The organism is Streptomyces rhizoryzae, assembly GCF_023155275.1.
Classification (GTDB): Bacteria; Actinomycetota; Actinomycetes; order Streptomycetales; family Streptomycetaceae; genus Streptomyces; species Streptomyces rhizoryzae.
In genome coordinates this window covers 63947-83329 of record NZ_JALMUV010000040.1, presented here as the reverse complement: position 1 = coordinate 83329, position 19383 = coordinate 63947, and the positions used below count along the sequence as shown (strand labels likewise).

Here is a 19383-nt window from a genome sequence, read left to right as displayed (position 1 = left end):
CCTGGTCGCCGCCCTCCTCATGCCGCTCGCCCGCCCCCCCCCCCCGCTTCCGGGTGCGCGCGCACGGCGTCCACCGCCGCGCCGGTATCCGGCGGTGCGCCCGGGCCCGTCAGGCGACGGGTACGCCGTCCCGGAGGTACAGCGGCCTGCCCGCGCCGAGCGCCCGTACCGCGGCCTCGAACCGGCGCCGGATCCGACCCCGGAGCCGGGTGCCGGCTTCGCCGGCCGTGAGGAAGGCGACCTGGGACAGCTCGTCGTCGGTGGGCCGTAGCCCCTCGGCCCGGTCCTGCGGGAGCGTTCCGCCGTCGAAGACGAAGGCGATCTGGTCGTCCCACGGCCCGTGCGGGGCGACCCAGTCCACCACCAGCAGTCCCCGCAGCACCACCGTGAGCCCCAGTTCTTCGGACAGCTCGCGCCCCACCGCGTCCTCCGGCGCCTCGTTCGCTTCCGCCATACCGCCGGGCAGGTCCCAGCCGGGCTTGTAGGTGGGGTTCACCAGAAGCACACGTCCGGACGGATCCCGGAGCAGTGCGTCGGCGGCGACGCGCTTGCGCGCTTGCTTGGCGTTGCCCTCCGCCAGGTAGGCGTTCCAGGCTTCCGCGTCAGCGGGGTCGGGTGCGGTGGGCCTCATACGGAGTGCCTCCCGGTGGTGGCGGGATGATGTCGGCCAGCAGCAGCATTCTGGCCCTGCGCGCGGCGTCGAAGCGGACCAGGTACTCCCGCACCGGCCCGTATCCCCGGTGCGGCGTCAGCAGCCTGCCAAGTGCGTCGAGCTGCCGCACGACCCGGACGGAGCCCAGGGTGGGGCTGGTACCGAGCAGGTCGTGGCCCACGCTCACGGCAGCGTCGATGTCGTGCCGGCGGACGTGGACGCCCACCAGGATGATCCGGCTCAGTGCCAGGGACCGTTCCCGGCCTGTCTGCCGCAGCGCGACGGCCTGTTCGGCGCACGCCAGCGCCTCATCGTGCTGACCCAGGTCGCGGAGGACCAGCGCCGATTCACTCGCCAGCGCGGCGACGTCGAACGGACTCAGCCACGGGTGGGAGGCGCCGAGCGCCTGGTCGAGGTCGCGTCGGGCCGCGTCCAGGGCACGGACGGCCGGGTCGCGCTGCACGGCCGCGGCATGGGCGCGAGCCTGCATCGTGTGCAGGCGTGCGGTCAGCGCCGGAACACGTGGTCCCTGCGCGGCGAGGCGGAGCCCGGTCCGTGCCCAGTCGGCTGCCGCTGCCGGATTCCCGGCCTGGAGGGCGAGGTGGCTGCTGCTGGCGGCGATGTTCGCGGCCAACGGAAGGTCTCCCGCGGCGCGGGCCAGCGGGAGCGCGCGGGCAAAGTGGCGGCCCGCGCGGTCGTCATGACCCGAGTCATGGGCCATCCACCCCGCCATCTCGGTCAGCGCAGCTGCCGCCGCAAACACCTCCGGCCCACCGTCGGCGTCAACCAGCCGAGGAGCCACCCGATCACGGAGATGCCGTACGACCGCCCCGTACAGGCGCCCGCCGCCGGTCTGCCGGTCCGCACTGCGGAAGTGGCCCACCGCTGCCAGATCGTCACCATCGGGCGGCGGGCGGTCGGCCCGCTGGTGTGCCACGTCCACCGGCGCGGGCTCCCACGACCGGCGTGCCAGTCCCAGCAGCCGGCCGGGGATGCGAAAGGCATCCGCGATCTGCTCGAACAGGCTGAGCTTCTCGACGCGGCTCTTGCCGTTCATGTAGTCGTAGAGCCGTCCTTGGGTGATGCCGGCGGCCGCGGCGAGCCGCCGCGTACTGACTCCCCGGCTGTTGAGCATGCGGAAGACGGCACCCATGTCCCGTTCGGCGCAGGCACGCAGAAGACGGTCGTCCTCCAGCAGACCGGACATGACCTCACGGGGATCCGGTGCGCCACGGACCATCTGTAGCTCCCTGGGTAGCGACTGCACCGATCGTACGGCCAACGCCGCACCAACGCCCTTTTCCTGACTCCGGGTTGGGGTCACCACCTGGTGTCCCCGCACAGCCCTTCCGGAGCGTTGACTGGCCATCGGCCGCCCCGCAAGCACCTCGGCGAGTTGCCGAGGCGCGCGGGCGGCCGACATCCCAGCCCACCGCGAGCGAACCGAGGCCGCGATGACCCCACGCACCACCCTTCAGGACCCGCAGAACGCCATCGGCCACCCGCCGGGCGCCCTCGTCCATGACACCGTCACCGGCCGCGTCGGCCGGGTGGCGGACCGGTCGGCGTACCCGCCCGGACGCCCGCACTGTGACTGCGTCCTGCTGGTACCGCTGGCCGGGACCGCCCCGGCCTGGCAGGCCGCGCCGGGCGCGCTGCGCAGGGCCGCCGACGAGGAGATCGAGGCCGCGATCGCCGAGGCGGCCACCCGGTGAGCGGCACACGGCCCGGGGTCGGGGACCTCGTCGTGGCGGTTGCGGCCGGCACGAAGTGGGTGTGCACCGATATCGCCGGCGCGAAAACCCGTCGGCCGGTGTGGGTGCTGCGCCCGCTGTACGGCGCGCCCGGCGGGGAGACCGTGCGCGTCGAGCAGGACGCCATCGCGTCGTACTCGGTTGTTTCCCGACGCGGTGAGTGGAGCCGGTCGTGACCGGCCGTCCCGCCGCCCCCGCACATTCCAGTGGAACAGACGAAGGGAATCGCATGTTCGCCCACTCCGACCGGCTTCCTGCCGGGACGCCGCTTCCGTCCGGCCACGTCACGCCCGTTCCCTGGGGGCTGCGGCGGATGGCTCCGTACCCGGCGTTCGCCCCCGGTTACGCCCGTGTCGAACTCGACCCCGCCACGCAGACCGGCCAGTACTTCGATGCCGCCGGGCAGCCGGTGGCGATGCCGGGGCACGGGACGAGCACCGGCACCAACCCGCCCACCAACACCGGAAATCCGTCCGACGGTGCCGGACCCGGGGGCGCCGGCGGCGGTGACCAGGACACCGGGAACGACGGCGACCAGTGACACCCCCGGGTCCGGTTCTGGTCGTCACCAACCTGGACGACCCCACGACCGACCTGGTGATCGACGAGCTGCACGGCCGGGGCGTCCCGGTCGTGCGGTTCGACTCCGGGGATTTCCCCGCCACCTTGTCGTTCGCGGCCACCCTCACCGGCGACGGTCTCGCGGGCACTTTGACCACACCCTCGCGCACCGCCGCCCTCGGGCACGTGCGGTCGCTCTACTACCGCCGCCCATCCGGCTTCACCTTCCCGCACCTGGACGAACAGAGTGCTCGGTTCGCCGTTGCCCAAGCTCGCTACGGCCTCGGTGGCGTCCTCGCCTCCCTGCCCGGCTGCCGGTACGTCAACCACCCGCACCGCATCGGTGACGCGGAGTTCAAACCGGCCGGTCTCGCCGCCGCCGCGGCGGCCGGGTTCCTCCTCCCGCCGACCCTGATCACCTCCGACCCCGGCGCCGCCAGAAGCTTCGTCCGACGGTACGGCCCGGTGATCCACAAGCCGCTCTCCGCACCGCTCTACCGGGATGCGAACGGAGTCTCGTGCACGGTGCGCGTCGCCGAGGTCACCGGCGGGGAGATCGACGACACCGTCAGCGGTACCGCCCATCTCTTCCAGCAGCGTGTGGACAAGACGACCGACATCCGCGTGACCGTCATGGGCGAGCGGACGTCAGCCGGTGCGCGCCGACGGAGCCCCCGGGCTCGAACGGTTCGAGGTGGCCGTCACCCCTGAGGGGCAGGCCGTCACCTGGCCCCGGGGCTCACGGCAATAGCACCGTGACGGCCTCCAGGCACACCGATGGGGCGGGGGCCCTCGGGCGCACGCCCCACCCGTACAGGGGCCCCGCCCTCACCCCGGTACCAGCCAGACCGTGGCCAGCGGCGGGAGGGTGGCGCTGATCGAGTGGCGGCGGCCGTTCCAGGGGACCGGTTCGGTCTTGAGGGGGTCGGGGTGGGTGACGCCGCTGCCGCCGTAGCGGGAGTCGTCGGTGTTGAGGAATGCGCGCCAGACCGGGACGTCGCCGGGGACACCGAGGCGGTAGTCGTGGCGGACCACGGGGGAGAAGTTGGTGACCGAGACGAGCGGGGTGCCGTCGGCCGCGAAGCGCAGGAAGGAGAAGACGTTGTCCTCGCTCGCGTCCGCGTCGATCCATGCGAAACCGGCCGGGTCGGTGTCGCGCTGCCACAGCGCGGGCGTGTCGGCGTACCGGCGGTTGAGGTCCCGGACCAGGTCGCGCACGCCCCGGTGGTCCGGCTCCGCCTCGTAGGACGGGTCCAGCAGCCACCAGTCCGGGCCGTGCCGCTCGGCCCACTCCGCGCCCTGCGCGAACTCCTGGCCCATGAAGAGCAGTTGCTTTCCGGGATGGGCCCACATGAAGCCCAGGTACGCGCGGTGGTTGGCGCGCTGCTGCCACCAGTCGCCGGGCATCTTCGACACCAGCGCCCGCTTGCCGTGCACCACCTCGTCGTGCGAGATCGGCAGGACGTAGTTCTCGGAGTAGGCGTAGATCATCGAGAAGGTCATCTCGCCGTGGTGGTACTTGCGGTGCACCGGGTCCTTCTCGACGTAGCCGAGCGAATCGTGCATCCAGCCCATGTTCCACTTCAGGCCGAAGCCCAGCCCGCCGAAGCCGCCGGGGCCGACGTGGTGGGTGGCGCGGGTGACGCCGTCCCAGGCGGTGGACTCCTCGGCGATGGTCACCACGCCCGGGCAGCGGCGGTAGACGGTGGCGTTCATCTCCTGGAGGAAGGCCACCGCGTCGAGGTTCTCCCGGCCGCCGTGGACGTTCGGCGTCCAGTTGCCGTCCTCGCGGGAGTAGTCCAGGTAGAGCATCGAGGCGACCGCGTCCACCCGCAGCCCGTCGATGTGGAACTCCTCGCACCAGTACACCGCGTTGGCGACCAGGAAGTTGCGCACCTCGGTGCGGCCGTAGTCGAACTCCAGGGTCCCCCAGTCCGGGTGCGCGGCCCGCGCCGGGTCCCCCGGCTCGTACAGCGGCCGCCCGTCGAACTCCGCCAGCGCCCAGTCGTCCCGCGGGAAGTGCGCCGGCACCCAGTCCATCAGCACGCCGATGCCTGCCCGGTGCAGCGCGTCGACGAGGAACTTGAAGTCGTCCGGGGTGCCCATCCGGGCGGTCGGCGCGTAGAAGCCGGTCACCTGGTAGCCCCAGGAGCCGCCGAAGGGGTGCTCGGCCACCGGCATGAACTCGACGTGGGTGAAGCCCAGGTCCTTGACGTAGGCGGGCAGCTGCGCGGCCAGCTGACGGTACGTCAGTCCGGGTCGCCAGGAGGGCAGGTGGAGCTCGTAGACGGAGAACGGCGAGGTGTGCACCGGCCGCTCGCCGCGCCGGGCCATCCAGTCGCCGTCCCGCCACTGGTGGTGCGAGGCGTGCACCACCGAGGCGGTGGCCGGCGGGCACTCGGTGCGCCGCGCCATCGGGTCGGCGCGGACGGTCCGCGAGCCGTCCGGCCGGGTGATCTCGAACTTGTACAGCTCGCCCTCGCCGAGGCCGGGCAGGAACAGCTCCCACACCCCGGACGAGCCCAGCGACCGCATCGGGGAGCCGGTCCCGTCCCAGTAGTTGAAGTTCCCCACCACCCGCACGCCCCGGGCGTTGGGCGCCCACACGGTGAACCGCGTCCCGCCCACCCCCTGGTGCTCCATCACCCGCGCGCCCAGCGCCTGCCACAGCTGCTCGTGCCGGCCCTCGCTGAACAGGTGCAGGTCCAGCTCGCCGAGCGCGGGCAGGAAGCGGTAGGGGTCCCGCACGGTCAGCACGGTCCCGCCGTAGTCGACCACCAGCCGGTAGTCGGGGGCCTCGGAGCGCGGCAGCACCCCCGCGAACAGGCCGTCGCCCTCCGGGTGCAGCGCCGCCCGCAGTCCGTCGGCCACCACGGTGACGGACCGGGCGTGCGGGCGCAGCGCGCGGATCATCAGCCCGCCGGCCACCGGGTGCGCGCCGAGCAGCGCGTGCGGGTCGTGGTGCGCCCCGGCGAGCAGCCGCCCGCGGTCCTCCGCGGACAGCGGCACGGCGCGGCGCACCCCGGGGTCACCGGGGGCGGGGCGGACCTCGGGGGCCGGGGGCTGCGGGCGGCCGGCGGCGGCCGCGGGGCCCGGCGCGCGGCCGGACGCGGAGCCGGGGGCGGGCCCGGGTGCGGTGCCGGACGCGGGCTTCCGGGACGGGGGCGGGGCGGGGTGGCGGGCGGTCACGGGCGGGGCCTCCTCGGGGCGGTGGTCGGACGGTCGGTGCCAACGGGTGGCGGGCGGCGGCGTACGGGGCCGGGGCCGGCCGGGTGGCGCGGGCGGGCCGGGCTCAGCCGGCCCCCGCGTCCCCGCAGGCCGCCAGCCGCCGGATCGCCGCCATCGGCACCGACAGCCAGTCGGGCCGGTGCCGGGCCTCGTACAGCACCTCGTAGACGGCCTTGTCGGTCTCGTAGGCCCGCATCAGCTCCGGGGCCGAGCGCGGGTCCAGGCCGCCCGCCTCGGCGTAGCCCAGGCAGTACGCGGCCCGGGTGCGGCGGGCCCAGTCCAGCGCCCACGGATCGCTGCCGGCCGGGCCGCTGCGGGCGGCGTAGTCGAACGAGCGGAGCATCGCGGCGACGTCCCGGACGGCCGGCTGCGGGCGGCGCCGCTCGGCCAGCGGCCGGGCCGGCTCCCCCTCGAAGTCGATCAGCGCCCAGCGGCCCCCGTCCGCCGTGCGCAGGGTCTGCCCCAGGTGCAGGTCGCCGTGGATCCGCTGGGCGGCCCAGCTGCGCCCGTCGTGCCCCATCCCGGCGAGCGCGTCGAACGCCGCCCGCAGCCGCCCCCGGTAGGGCTGGAGCACCGGCACCGCGCGGGCGGTGGCCTCCAGCCGCTCGCTCATCCGCCCGGCGATCGCCGCCAGCTCCGGGCGGCGCAGCTCGGTGGTGGGCAGGGCCTGCGCGAGCGCGGTGTGCACCTCGGCGGTGGCGTGGCCGAGCGCGCGGGCCGAGCGGGTGAAGTCGGCGCGCACCGCCAGCGCGTTGAGGGCCAGCTGCCAGCCGTCGGTGGAGCCGGCCAGGAACGGCTGGAGCACGCCCAGGGTGGTGGCCTCCCCGCTGCCCTCGGGGACCGCCGACTCGAACCACGCGGCGGGCGCCGGGACCCGGGCGCAGTTGGCGCCGGCCAGCGCCCGCGGCAGCTCCAGATCCGGGTTGACGCCCGGCTCGACCCGCCGGAAGACCTTCAGGATGAACGTATCTCCATAGACGATCGAGGAGTTGGACTGCTCCACCGCGATCGGCCGGGCGGGCAACCCGGAGGGGATCCCGGCGTCCGGTTCGCGGCAGAACCGCAGCGCCCCGATCCGGCCGGGCACCCGCAGCCGCTCCAGCAGCAGCCCGCACAGCCGGTTGTCCAGCAGCGCGTCGTAGACCGCGCGGCCGCGCAGCGGGCCGCCGGCCGGGCGGCCGATCACCGCCGGCGCCAGGTGCGGCGGCGGCGCGGGGTGGGTGCCCAGCAGCAGCTGGTAGCAGTCGCCGCCGGCCGGCGAGCGGCTGGGCGGGGCGCTCTGCTGGGCCCGGACCAGCAGCTGGAGCAGGCCCGGGGCGGTCCCCGGGCCGGTGCAGGGCAGCAGTTCGGTCGCCGAGACCAGCGTGAAGCCGGTCAGCAGCCGTCCCTTGCCCGCGAACCAGCGCTGCCGGGGCACCCATTCGGCGAGCAGCGGCACCAGCGAGGCGAGCAGGTCGGGAGCGGTGACCAGCGAGCGGTCAGGGCTGTTTCGGGTGGCACGGGTCGAGGCGGTGTCCGACATGGCGTCGCGTCCTTTCCCCGGGCACACGACAGACAGGGCAAAGTGTCCCGGAATACGGCCTTCACGATGCGGCGGTGGGGGACGTGTCGGGCGAGATCGTCCTTACGCGCGCGCGTTTTCGGCGTTTCTCGGCGTTCGCTTCACTGCTCGGCGGTACCCCTTGCGAGCCGGGGGACCGTCCATGGCCCACCCGGCCCGTGCGGTAGTAGGGAGGTTGCCCGGCCGGAAGGTCGAAAAACGCCCGTACGCGCCGGGCGGCCGCGTACGGGCGGTGGCTGCCGGGGCCCGTGCCCGGTGGGGCACGCTTCCCCTAGGCGGGGTTCCTGCGGAGCCGGAACCAGTAGAACCCGTGGCCCGCCAGGGTCAGCAGGTACGGCAGCGTGCCGATCGGCGGGAAGCGGACACCGCCGATCAGTTCCACCGGATGGCGGCCGCTGAACGCCTGGAGGTCCAGCTCCGTGGGCTGGGCGAACCGCGAGAAGTTGTTCACGCACAGCACCAGGTCGTCGTCGGCCCCGTTCCGGCCCGGGGACTCCCGGAGGTAGGCCAGCACCGCCGGGTTGGACGACGGCAGCTCGGTGTAGCTGCCCAGGCCGAAGGCCGGGTTCTGCTTGCGGATCTCGATCATCCGCCGGGTCCAGTGCAGCAGCGACGAGGGCGAGCTCATGGCGGCCTCGACGTTGGTGACCTGGTAGCCGTAGACCGGGTCCATGATGGTCGGCAGGAAGAGCCGGCCGGGGTCGCAGGAGGAGAAGCCGGCGTTGCGGTCCGGGGTCCACTGCATCGGGGTGCGCACCGCGTCCCGGTCGCCGAGCCAGATGTTGTCGCCCATCCCGATCTCGTCGCCGTAGTAGAGGATCGGCGAGCCGGGCAGCGACAGCAGCAGCGCGGTGAACAGCTCGATCTGGTTGCGGTCGTTGTCCAGCAGCGGGGCCAGCCGGCGGCGGATGCCGATGTTGGCGCGCATCCGCGGGTCCTTGGCGTACTCCGCGTACATGTAGTCGCGCTCTTCGTCCGTGACCATTTCGAGGGTCAGCTCGTCGTGGTTGCGCAGGAAGATGCCCCACTGGCAGCCGGACGGGATGGCCGGGGTCTTGGCGAGGATCTCGGAGACCGGGTAGCGGGACTCCCGGCGCACCGCCATGAAGATGCGCGGCATGACGGGGAAGTGAAAGGCCATGTGGCACTCGTCGCCGCCGACCGCGTAGTCGCCGAAGTAGTCGACCACGTCCTCGGGCCACTGGTTGGCCTCGGCCAGCAGCACGGTGTCGGGGTAGTGCGCGTCGATCTCGGCGCGGACCCGCTTGAGGAAGGCGTGCGAGGCCGGGAGGTTCTCGCAGTTGGTGCCCTCCTCGGCGTAGAGGTAGGGCACCGCGTCCAGCCGGAAGCCGTCGATGCCCAGGTCCAGCCAGAACCGCAGGGCGGAGATCATCTCCTCCTGGACCGCCGGGTTCTCGTAGTTGAGGTCCGGCTGGTGGGAGAAGAAGCGGTGCCAGTAGTACTGCTTGCGGACCGGGTCGAAGGTCCAGTTGGAGACCTCGGTGTCGACGAAGATGATCCGGGCGTCACCGTACTGCTTGTCGTCGTCCGCCCAGACGTAGTAGTCGCCGTACGGGCCCTCGGGGTCGGTGCGGGACTCCTGGAACCACGGGTGCTGGTCGCTGGTGTGGTTCATCACCATGTCGATGATGACCCGCATGCCGCGCTGGTGGGCGGCGTCCACGAACTCCACGAAGTCGGCCAGGTCACCGAACTCCGGCAGCACCGCGGTGTAGTCGGAGACGTCGTAGCCGCCGTCCCGCAGCGGGGATTTGAAGAACGGCGGCAGCCAGAGGCAGTCCACCCCCAGCCACTGGAGGTAGTCGAGCTTGGCCGTGATGCCCTTGAGGTCCCCGATGCCGTCGCCGTTGCTGTCCTGGAACGAGCGCACCAGGACCTCGTAGAAGACCGCCCGTTTGAACCATTCGGGGTCGCGGTCCTTCGCCGGGGTGTCTTCGAACGTGTCGGGAACGGGCTCATTGACGATCAATTGGGTGACCCTCCGATCGGTGAGGACGGTCGCAGCGACAGCACATGGGCCGGCGCGAGCGAGCTGCCCGGCTCCAGGCGCACATAGTTGTCCCTGCCCCAGTGGTAGGTGTCGCCGGTGAGCTCGTCGCGCACCGGGAAGGACTCGTGCCGGCCGAGGCCGAGTTCCGGCATGTCCAACGACACCGTCGCCTCGTGGGTGTGGTGCGGGTCGAGGTTGACCACTGTGAGCACCGTGTCGGCCCCGTCGCCGGTCCCCGCCCGCTTGGAGTAGGCGAGCACCGCGTCGTTGTCGACGTGGTGGAAGTGCAGGTCGCGCAGCTGCTGAAGGGCGGGGTGGCGGCGCCGGATGCGGTTCAGCGCGGTGATCAGCGGGGCGATGGTGCGCCCCTCGCGCGCCGCGGCCGCCCAGTCGCGGGCCTTGAGCTGGTACTTCTCCGAGTCCAGGTACTCCTCGCTGCCGGGCCGCAGCGCCGTCGCCTCGCACAGTTCGTAGCCCGCGTAGACGCCCCAGGTGGGGGAGAGGGTGGCGGCCAGGACGGCGCGCACCTCGAAGGCCGGGCGGCCGCCCTCCTGGAGGTAGCCGTGCAGGATGTCGGGGGTGTTCACGAAGAAGTTCGGCCGCAGGTAGCCCGCGCTGTCGCCGGTCAGCTCGGTGAGGTAGCCGGTCAGCTCCTCCTTGGTGTTGCGCCAGGTGAAGTACGTGTACGACTGCTGGAAGCCGATCTGCGCGAGGGTGTGCAGCATCGCCGGGCGGGTGAACGCCTCCGCCAGGAAGATCACGTCCGGGTCGGTGCGGTTGATGTCGCCGAGCACCTTCTCCCAGAACGCCACCGGCTTGGTGTGCGGGTTGTCCACCCGGAAGATCCGCACGCCCTTGGCCATCCAGAAGCGCAGCAGCCGCTCGGTCTCCCGGACCAGGCCGCGGAAGTCGGCGTCGAAGGCGAGCGGGTAGATGTCCTGGTACTTCTTCGGCGGGTTCTCGGCGTAGGCGATGGAGCCGTCGGCGCGGTGGTGGAACCACTGCGGGTGCAGGGTGACCCAGGGGTGGTCCGGGGAGCACTGGAGGGCGAAGTCCAGCGCCACCTCCATCCGCAGGTCCCGGGCGGTGCGCACGAAGTGCTCGAAGTCCTCGAAGGTGCCCAGGTCCGGGTGGAGCGCGTCGTGGCCGCCGGCCGGGGAGCCGATGGCCCAGGGGGAGCCGACGTCGTCCGGGCCGGCCGAGAGCGCGTTGTTGCGGCCCTTGCGGTGGGTGGTGCCGATGGGGTGGACGGGGGGCAGGTAGACCACGTCGAAACCCATCGCGGCGACGGCCGGCAGCCGCTCGGCGGCGGTCCGCAGGGTGCCGCTGACCAGCGCCCCGTCCGGGCCGGGCGCCGCGCCCTCGGAGCGCGGGAACATCTCGTACCAGGAGCCGAACAGGGCTCTGCGGCGCTCGACGACCAGCGGCATCGGGCGTGAGACGGTCAGCAGTTCGCGCAGCGGGTGGCGGTCCAGCGCGGCGGTGACCTGCGGGGCGAGCGCGGTGGCCAGCCGGGTGGCGGCCGGCAGGGTGGTGTCGCGCAGCGCGTCGACGGCGGCCAGCACCGCCTCCCGGCCGTCGCTCTTGGGGACCTCGGCGGCGGCCCGCTCGTGCAGGTCGGCGCCCTCGGCGAGGACCAGCTCGGTGTCGATGCCGGCCGGGATCTTCACCCCCGCGTGCCGGCGCCAGGTGGCGACCGGGTCGGACCACGCCTCGACGGTGAACGTCCAGCGCCCCTCGACGTCCGGGGTGACCTCGCACGCCCACCGGTCGGTGCCCGGTGCCCGCTCCCGCATGGGGGTCCACGGGCCGCAGCGGCCGGCCGGATTGCGCAGCACGACGTTCGCGGCGACCGCGTCATGGCCTTCGCGGAAGACCGTGGCGGAGACCTCGAAGGTCTCACCCACCACGGCCTTCGCCGGGCGGCGGCCGCAATCGATCTGCGGGCGGATGTCCAGAACAGGGATGCGACCGATCATGGGCTCACCTGGGTTTGTGGTGCTTTGCGGGGTTTTGTCCTTTGTATCCGCTCCACGGCAGGGGGACCGGGTGCGGGCAGGGGCGCTCCTGTCCGCTTTCACTCCGCTGGCGGACGGCACGGCGGACCGGATCGGGCCCCGCCGGGCGGGTGCGCGGTACGGCGTACCGGATGAGCCTTCCCGGGGGCGGCGGAGCGGAAAGCCCGGGGAGTGTGAACTACCGGTACGTAACCGCGCACGGCGCGCGCCGCGGCGGGCAGGGGCCGCCGGGCCGGCGGGCGGTCGCGGCTCGGTGCTGACACGGTCGGCGTTCGCCTCCTCAACTCGGTGTGATCACAGCGGAGTTGCGGTGTGCGGAAGTCCGTTGCCGCGCCGGGGCCCGTCGGCGCCACCACCGCAGCCTCTCGCCGCGCCCGGATCAGTACAAGAGCGCCTGAGGGGGTGGAATCGGCCATATCGGGGGACCGGCCGGTACGGGGGCGGGGCGGCCGGGGGCCGGGGGAACGCGGTGGCCCGGGGCGTGCCGGCCGGACGGCGGGCGCGGGGGGCGGAGCGGTTCCGGCGCGCCGCGGGGTGAGGCGCGCGGCGGGCGTGGCCGAAAACGCGAGCGGCGTGGCCGGGGGGAGCGCCTCCCCGGCCACGCCGGTGTGCGGAGCGGCCAAGTGGCCGCCGCGGTGGGTTACTTGACGTTCACGCCGGACCAGGCCGACTCGACGCCCTTGACCTCGGCGCTGCCCGCGCCGTAGAGGTCGGTGGCCGCCTTGACGGTCGCCTCGCGGGCCGCCTTGTAGTCGGTGGTCGAGGTCATGTACGTGGTCAGCGCCTTGAACCAGATCTTCTCGGCCTTGTCCCGGCCGATGCCGGTGACCTTGGAGCCGTCCGCGGTCGGGCTGTCGTAGTGGACGCCGTTGATGTCCTTGGCGCCGCTGCCCTCGGACAGCAGGTAGAAGAAGTGGTTGGCGATGCCGGAGGAGTAGTGGACGTCCACGTTCCCGGCGTCCGCGCTCCAGCTGTCCAGGGACTGGCCGTCCTTGGAGGGCTTGTCCATGTAGCGCAGCGGCTTGCCGTCACCGGCGATGTCGATCTTCTCGCCGATGAGGTAGTCGCCCGGGTCGGCGGCGTTCTTGGCGTAGAACTCCACGGCGGTGCCGAAGATGTCCGAGGTGGCCTCGTTCAGGCCGCCGGACTCGCCGCTGTACTCCAGGCCGGCGGTGGCCGAGGTGACGCCGTGCGACATCTCGTGGCCCGCGACGTCGATGGCGGTCAGCGGCTTCTTGTTGCCCTCACCGTCGCCGTAGGTCATGCAGAAGCAGCTGTCGTCCCAGAACGCGTTGACGTAGTTCTGGCCGTAGTGGACGCGCGAGGTGGCGCCCTTGCCGTCGCCCTTGATGCCGCTGCGGCCGTGCACGTTCTTGTAGTAGTCCCAGGTCTCCTGGGCGCCGTAGGCGGCGTCCACGGCGGCGGTCTGGGGGTTGCCGGGCTTGCCGTCGCCCCAGGTGTCCTCGGCGTTGGTGAAGAGCTTGCCGTTGCCGCTCTCGCTGCCGCCGAGGTCGAACGTCGAGTGGCCGCCGCGGGAGTCGTCGGTCAGCTCGTAGCCGCTGCCGCCCTTCTTGGTGGTGAGGTCCACCTTGCCGCTGTACTCGCTGTTGCCGACGCCGGTCTCGATGCCCTGGTACTGGAAGAGCTTCTTGCCGGTGTTGGCGTCGGTGATGACGTGCAGCTGGTTGGGCGTGCCGTCCTTCTGCACCCCGCCGACCACGGTCTCGTAGGCCAGCACCGGGGTGCCCTTGGCGGCCCAGATGACCTTGCGGGGGGCGGGCGCGGTGACCTTCTTGGCGCCGAGGGACCGGGTCGCGGTGGACTCGGCGGCCAGCGCGGCGGTTCTCGGGGCGATCTTCGCGGTGGTGGAGGCGACCTTGACGTCCGCCTTGGCGGCCTTGGTGACGCCCTTGACGGCGCCGCCCTTGGCGGTGTGCACGACCAGGTCGCCGCCGAGCACCGGCAGGCCGGCGTAGGTGCGGTCGTAGCGGGTGTGCACGGTGCCGTCGGCGTCCTTGACGACGTCCTTGACGACCAGCTTCTCCTGGGCGCCCAGGCCCAGCTCCTTGGCGGTCCGCGCGGTGGCCGCGCTCGCGTCGTGGAGCAGCTCGGCGCGGTGCGAGGTGCTGAGCGCCAGCGGCGCGCCGCCGTGGGGGGCGGCGGGGGCCGGGGAGGCGCCGGCGGTGCCGGCGGCGGTGATGCCGGCGACGAGCAGGGCCGCTGCGGCGACCGCGGTTCCGGTCACACGGGTCTTGCGGGATATGTGGGGGGTCACGCGTGCTCCTTCAACTTTGCCAAGTGGTGGGGGTGCAAAGCGATGCGGGTGTGACATGCGTCGGGAACACTGCCATTCGAACGCGTGCATGTCAGGAGCCTGTTCGGAGGTTGGCTGAAAATCGTCCGTACAGAGGTGCGCGACGTCCGGATAACGGAGCGGGGCGCCGCCCCCGGGGATCCGGGAGCGACGCCCAACTCGGCCGTGCAATGGGGTTGTTGTGGTGCTCTGTGGCAACTGTCCGGCTTCGGTGTGCCAGTGTCACACCGAGGTGACGGGCGGGTTGCCGGTTCCCGTCAGAACGTCAGCTTCCAGCCGTTGAGGGTGCCGGAGTCGCCCGCGTAGACGTCCTGGACGCGCAGCTTCCAGGTGCCGCTGGCCGCCTTCGCCGAGGCGTTGACGGTGTACGTCGCCTTCACGTCGGCCGCCGAGTCCCAGGAGCTGGAGCTCTTCAGGCGGTAGGCGGTGCCGTCCGGGGCCACCAGGTCGATGACCAGGTCGCCGCGGTAGGAGTGGGTGATGTCCACGGTCACCTTCAGACCGCTGGGCGCGTTGCCGCTGCGGCTGACGGTGATCGGCGAGGTGATCGCCGAGCCGGCGTCCGGGATGGCCACCTTGGTGTTGTTCTCGTAGACGTTGCCGCCGCCGGCCGGGTTGACCGTCCAGGTGAACGACGCGGTGCCGGTCTTCTTGGCCGCGTCGGTGACCGTGACGGTGACCGAGCTGGTCCCGGCGGTGGTGGGCGTACCGGAGATCAGGCCGGTGGTGGCGTTGACGGACAGCCCGGCGGGCAGGCCGCTGGCCGCGTAGGACAGCGCACCCGCGGTGCCGCTGCTGGCCTTGATCTGGAGGCTGGCCGGCTGGCCGACGGTGGACGTCTGGTTGCCCGGGTTGGTGACGGTGACCCCGCCGCCGTCCGGGACGCGGGAGCCGACGTTGACCGCCGCCCAGGTGTTGGCGACCGTGTTGTACGAGGCGCTGCCCTGGCCGAACAGGTCCGCGGCCGCCTGGAGGGTGGCGGTGCGGGCGCCGGCGTAGTTGGTGTTGGCGCTCATGTACTGGCTGAGGGCCTTGAACCAGACCTTCTCGGCGTTGGCCCGGCCGATGCCCGGCACCGGCAGGTTGTCGTAGGTCGGGCTGTCGTAGTGGACGCCGCCGATGTCCTTCGGGCCGCTGCCCTCGGACAGCAGGTAGAAGAAGTGGTTGGCGACGCCGGAGGAGTAGTGGACGTCCTTGTTGCCGACCGAGCTGGACCAGTAGTCGGCCGAGGCGCCGTCCTTGGAGGGCTTGTCCATGTAGCGCAGCGGGGTGCCGTCGCCGTTGATGTCGATCTTCTCGCCGATGAGGTAGTCACCGGGGTCGGCGGGGTTGTTGGCGTAGAACTCCACGGCGGTGCCGAAGATGTCCGAGGTGGCCTCGTTCAGGCCGCCGGACTCGCCGCTGTAGGTGAGGTTGGCGGTGGCCGAGGTGACGCCGTGCGACATCTCGTGGCCGGCCACGTCCAGCGCGGTCAGCGGGGCCTGGTTGTTCTGGCCGTCGCCGTAGGTCATGCAGAAGCAGCTGTCGTCCCAGAAGGCGTTGACGTAGCTGTTGCCGTAGTGGACGCGGGAGTAGGCGCCGACGCCGTCGCCGCGGATACCGCTGCGGCCGTGCACGTTCTTGTAGTAGTCCCAGGTCTCCTGGGCGCCGTAGGCGGCGTCCACGGCGGCGGTCTGGACGTTGGCGGGGGTGCCGTCGCCCCAGGTGTCGTCGGCGTCGGTGAACAGCGAACCGGTGCCGGACGAACCGTGGTTGAGGTTGTAGGTCTTGTGGTTGCCGCGGGTGGCGTCGGTCATCGAGAAGTTCGGCGCCGAGCCGGAGGTCCCGATGGTGACCTTGCCGCTGTACTCGCTGTTGCCGATGCCGTTCTCGATGCCCTGGTACTGGAATATCTTCGCGCCGGTGGTGGCGTCGGTGATGACGTGCAGCTGGTTGGGCGTGCCGTCGTCCTGGAGGCCGCCGACCACCGTCTCCCAGGCCAGCCGCGGGGTGCCGTCGGCGGCCCAGACGACCTTGCGCGGGGCGTGGTCGGCCGTGGTCTTCGTCGAGCCGAGGGACTTGGCGGAGGAGACCGCCTTGGCCTCGGCGGTGGCCGGGGCGACCTTCGCGGTGGTGGAGGCCACCGCGATGGCGGCCTTGGTGGCCTTGGTGGTGCTCTTGACGGTGCCGTTCCCGGCGGAGTGCACGACGAGGTCGCCGCCGAGCACCGGAAGCCCCTGGAAGGTCCGCTCGAAGCGGGTGTGGGTGGTGCCGTCGGCGTCCTTCTCGACGTCCTTGACGACCAGCTTCTCCTGGGCGCCGAGGTGCAGCCGGCGGGCGGTCTCGGCGGTGGTGGAGCTCGCCTTGCGGATCAGCTCGGCCCGCTGGGACGGGGTGAGCTTGGCGGGCAGCGCGCCGGGAGCGGGCGCCGCGTGCGGGGTGGCGGGGCGCTGCGGCGCCGCTGCGGCGCCGGTGCCGGCCTGGACGCCGACGGCCAGCATGGCGGTGACCGCCACCAGCGCGCCGGTCGCCACGGCGCGCCGCTGCGCGGCAGGTCTATGGGGGGTGCGTCTCACACTGACTCCTTCTGCGGGGCCGCGGTACGAGGGGAGCGGCCGAGGGGGACCGGGCGGCGAAGTGGCCGTCCGGGCAGAGCGAGGCAGAACTCTTGGAGCGTGTGGGGGGAAGTGGTGCCGGTGGTGCTGGGGTCACGGCCGTCCGGGGCGGTGCTGTGGGGGTCCGGGTGGCGGATGCCGGGAAGAGTGCCACCACTGGCGAGTGGTTGTCAGGTGCCGTTCAACTAATTGGCCGGAAAACGTCCGTTGGGCGAAATCTGCGTCCGGAAACCGGACGACGGGCCGGGTACAGCGGGCCGCGGAACGGGCCGGGGCGGCGGACCGGCGTCACTCCGGCACCGCGCGGAACAGCAGCACCGTCCGCGCCGGAACGGTGAGTTCCGCACCGGCGGCGAACCGGCGCGGCCCCGGGGCGTCCGCCGGACCGGCTGCCGGGGCGTCGTCCGGGGCGTCGGCCGCGGTGTCGTCCGAGGTGTCCACCAGCAGGTCGTAGCCGCCGGCCCAGGGCAGGCCGGGCAGGACCACGGTGCGCGGTCCGGCACCGGCGTGCAGCACGGCCAGGAAGCTGTCGTCGGTGACCCGCACCCCGCGCTCGTCGCGCTGCGGGATGTCGTTCCCCGAGAGGTACATGGCCAGCGTGGCGCCGGGGGTGTACCAGTCCCGCTCGGTCATCTCGGTGCCGTCCGGGCCGAACCACGCCAGGTCCCGCAGCCCGCCGCGGTGCTGCGGGCGGCCGGAGAAGAACGCCCGGCGGCGCAGCACCGGGTGGGCCCGGCGCAGCGCGATCAGGCGGGCGGTGTGCTCGGCCAGCGCCCGCCAGTGCGGGTCCGCCAGCAGCGACCAGTCCAGCCAACCGGTGGCGTTGTCCTGGCAGTAGGCGTTGTTGTTGCCGTGCTGGGTGCGGCCCATCTCGTCGCCGGCCACCAGCATCGGCACCCCGGTGGACAGCAGCAGGGTGGCCAGGAGGTTGCGGAGCTGGCGGCGGCGCAGCGCGGTGACGTCCGGGTCGCCGGTCTCGCCCTCGGCGCCGCAGTTCCAGGACCGGTTGTCGTGGGTGCCGTCGCGGTTGTCCTCGCCGTTGGCCTCGTTCCGCTTGTGCTCGTAGCTGACCAGGTCGCGCAGGGTGAAGCCGTCGTGCGCGGTGATGAAGTTGACCGAGGCGTACGGGCGGCGGCCGCCCCAGGCGTAGAGGTCACTGGACCCCGAGAGCCGGTAGCCGAGGTCGCGGACGTCGTGCGCGGCGCCGCGCCAGAAGTCCCGCACGGTGTCGCGGTAGCGGTCGTTCCACTCCGTCCACAGGGGTGGGAAGGCGCCGACCTGGTAGCCGCCGGAGCCGACGTCCCAGGGCTCGGCGATCAGCTTGACCCGGCGCAGCACGGGGTCCTGCGCGATCACCGCGAGGAACGGGGAGAGCATGTCGACGTCGTGGAAGGACCGGGCCAGCGCGGCGGCCAGGTCGAAGCGGAAGCCGTCCACCCCCATCTCGGTGACCCAGTAGCGCAGCGAGTCGGTGATCAGCCGCAGTACGTGCGGCTGGACGACGTGGAGGGTGTTGCCGCACCCGGTGTAGTCGGCGTAGCGCCGGGGGTCGCCCTGGAGGCGGTAGTAGCCGCGGTTGTCGATGCCCCGCAGGGAGAGCGTCGGGCCCAGCTCGCCGGCCTCCGCGGTGTGGTTGTAGACGACGTCCAGGATCACCTCGATGCCGGCGTCGTGCAGCGCCCGCACCATCCGCTTGAACTCGCCGACCTGCTGGCCGCGGGTCCCGGTGGCGGCGTAGCCGGCGTGCGGCGCGAAGTAGCCGACGGAGTTGTAGCCCCAGTAGTTGCGCAGCCCCCGGCGCACCAGGTGGTCCTCGTGCGCGAACTGGTGCACCGGCAGCAGCTCCACCGCGGTCACCCCCAGCCGGACCAGGTGGTCCAGCGCCGCCGGGTGGGCCAGCCCGGCGTACGTGCCGCGCAGGGCCTCCGGGACGCCCGGGTGGCGCATGGTGAAGCCGCGCACGTGCAGTTCGTAGAGGACCGAGTCCGGCCAGGGCGTCTTGGGCCGCCGGTCGTCCCGCCAGTCGTCCTCGCCGTCCTCCGCCTCGCCGACCACCACGCCCTTGGGGACGTACGGTGCCGAGTCCCGGTCGTCGCGGACGGTGTCGGCGATGTGCTGCTCGGGCCAGTCCCGGACGTGCCCGTAGAGCTGGGCGGGCAGCGCGGGGCCGGCGGGCCCGGTCTCCGTGCGGGTGCCGAAGTCGCCGTCCACGGCCCGGGCGTACGGGTCCAGGAGCAGCTTGGCGGGGTTCCAGCGGGCGCCGGTCCAGGGGTCCCAGCGGCCGTGCACGCGGTAGCCGTAGCGCTGCCCGGGGCGCACCCCGGGCAGGAAGCCGTGCCAGATCTCGTGGGTCAGCTCGGTGAGGGGGTGGCGGGTCTGGTGCCCCGCGTCGTCGAAGAGGCACAGTTCGACGGCCTCGGCGCCGCCCGCCCACAGGGCGAAGTTGGTGCCCGCCACACCGTCCGGCCCGGTGCGGTAGCGGGCCCCCAGGGGCGTCGGGGTGCCGGGACGGACGTCCGCGGGCGGGGCGAGCGGTTCCTCCGCCACCGCCTCCTGCTCGGGTGCGCTGGACACGTGCCGGCCTCCTGCTGCTCGGGGCCCGGTCGGGCGGCGTCCCGGGCCCCGGGACGGCCTCCCAGCCTCGGCTGGGGGCGCGTCCCGGCCGTGCGCCGGGCCGCCGCCCGCGGTGC

At 72.8% G+C, this 19383-nt stretch carries 12 protein-coding genes and 1 pseudogene; 4 read left to right on the top strand and 9 right to left on the bottom strand.

Going from position 1 to position 19383, the window contains the following annotated elements; all coding sequences use genetic code 11:
* Window positions 1-109 precede the first annotated feature (109 nt).
* Complete coding sequence (locus tag MUU72_RS26965) at window positions 110-631, bottom strand: NUDIX domain-containing protein (RefSeq protein WP_248016014.1); 522 nt, start codon at window positions 629-631, stop codon at window positions 110-112.
* Window positions 603-1859 (bottom strand): helix-turn-helix domain-containing protein, encoded by a 1257-nt coding sequence (locus MUU72_RS26960; protein WP_248016013.1) that lies wholly within the window; start codon window positions 1857-1859, stop codon window positions 603-605. Before MUU72_RS26960 ends, MUU72_RS26965 begins: the two co-directional genes overlap by 29 nt.
* Window positions 1860-2106: 247 nt before the next feature.
* Between MUU72_RS26960 and MUU72_RS26955 the strand changes: the two genes are divergently transcribed.
* The 4 genes and pseudogenes from MUU72_RS26955 to MUU72_RS26940 all read left to right on the top strand — a co-directional run.
* Window positions 2107-2367, top strand: coding sequence for a hypothetical protein (locus MUU72_RS26955; RefSeq protein WP_248016012.1), 261 nt, complete (start codon window positions 2107-2109; stop codon window positions 2365-2367).
* A complete protein-coding gene (locus MUU72_RS26950) occupies window positions 2364-2582 on the top strand; it encodes a hypothetical protein (RefSeq protein ID WP_248016011.1) in 219 nt (72 codons plus the stop codon). The genes MUU72_RS26955 and MUU72_RS26950 overlap by 4 nt, the downstream gene beginning before the upstream one ends.
* 53 nt (window positions 2583-2635) lie before the next feature.
* On the top strand, window positions 2636-2947 hold the full coding sequence (gene tgmA / locus MUU72_RS26945) for a putative ATP-grasp-modified RiPP (RefSeq protein WP_248016010.1): 312 nt from the start codon (window positions 2636-2638) through the stop codon (window positions 2945-2947).
* Window positions 2944-3612, top strand: a pseudogene (locus MUU72_RS26940) (MvdC/MvdD family ATP grasp protein); the annotation flags it as partial. The gene tgmA and the pseudogene MUU72_RS26940, both read left to right, overlap by 4 nt.
* A gap of 183 nt (window positions 3613-3795) precedes the next feature.
* On the opposite strand, the gene glgB reads toward MUU72_RS26940, so the two are convergent.
* The 7 genes from glgB to glgX all read right to left on the bottom strand — a co-directional run bounded on the left by glgB (window position 3796) and on the right by glgX (window position 19267).
* Window positions 3796-5988: a 1,4-alpha-glucan branching enzyme gene (glgB, locus tag MUU72_RS26935; protein ID WP_248016017.1), complete on the bottom strand. Its 2193-nt coding sequence runs from the start codon at window positions 5986-5988 to the stop codon at window positions 3796-3798.
* Window positions 5989-6259: 271 nt separating this feature from the next.
* Window positions 6260-7717 carry a maltokinase N-terminal cap-like domain-containing protein gene (locus MUU72_RS26930; protein ID WP_248016009.1) on the bottom strand — a complete coding sequence of 486 codons (1458 nt, stop codon included), beginning with the start codon at window positions 7715-7717 and terminating at the stop codon, window positions 6260-6262.
* Window positions 7718-8027: 310 nt separating this feature from the next.
* Window positions 8028-9746, bottom strand: coding sequence for a maltose alpha-D-glucosyltransferase (gene treS, locus MUU72_RS26925; protein ID WP_248016008.1), 1719 nt, complete (start codon window positions 9744-9746; stop codon window positions 8028-8030).
* Window positions 9743-11746, bottom strand: coding sequence for an alpha-1,4-glucan--maltose-1-phosphate maltosyltransferase (locus tag MUU72_RS26920; RefSeq protein WP_248016007.1), 2004 nt, complete (start codon window positions 11744-11746; stop codon window positions 9743-9745). Before MUU72_RS26920 ends, treS begins: the two co-directional genes overlap by 4 nt.
* A 679-nt stretch (window positions 11747-12425) precedes the next feature.
* Window positions 12426-14060, bottom strand: coding sequence for a M4 family metallopeptidase (locus MUU72_RS26915; protein ID WP_248016006.1), 1635 nt, complete (start codon window positions 14058-14060; stop codon window positions 12426-12428).
* Between the two features lie 296 nt (window positions 14061-14356).
* On the bottom strand, window positions 14357-16654 hold the full coding sequence (locus MUU72_RS26910; protein ID WP_248016005.1) for a M4 family metallopeptidase: 2298 nt from the start codon (window positions 16652-16654) through the stop codon (window positions 14357-14359).
* A 327-nt stretch (window positions 16655-16981) separates the two neighbouring features.
* Window positions 16982-19267: a glycogen debranching protein GlgX gene (gene glgX, locus MUU72_RS26905; RefSeq protein WP_248016004.1), complete on the bottom strand. Its 2286-nt coding sequence runs from the start codon at window positions 19265-19267 to the stop codon at window positions 16982-16984.
* Window positions 19268-19383: the final 116 nt, after the last annotated feature.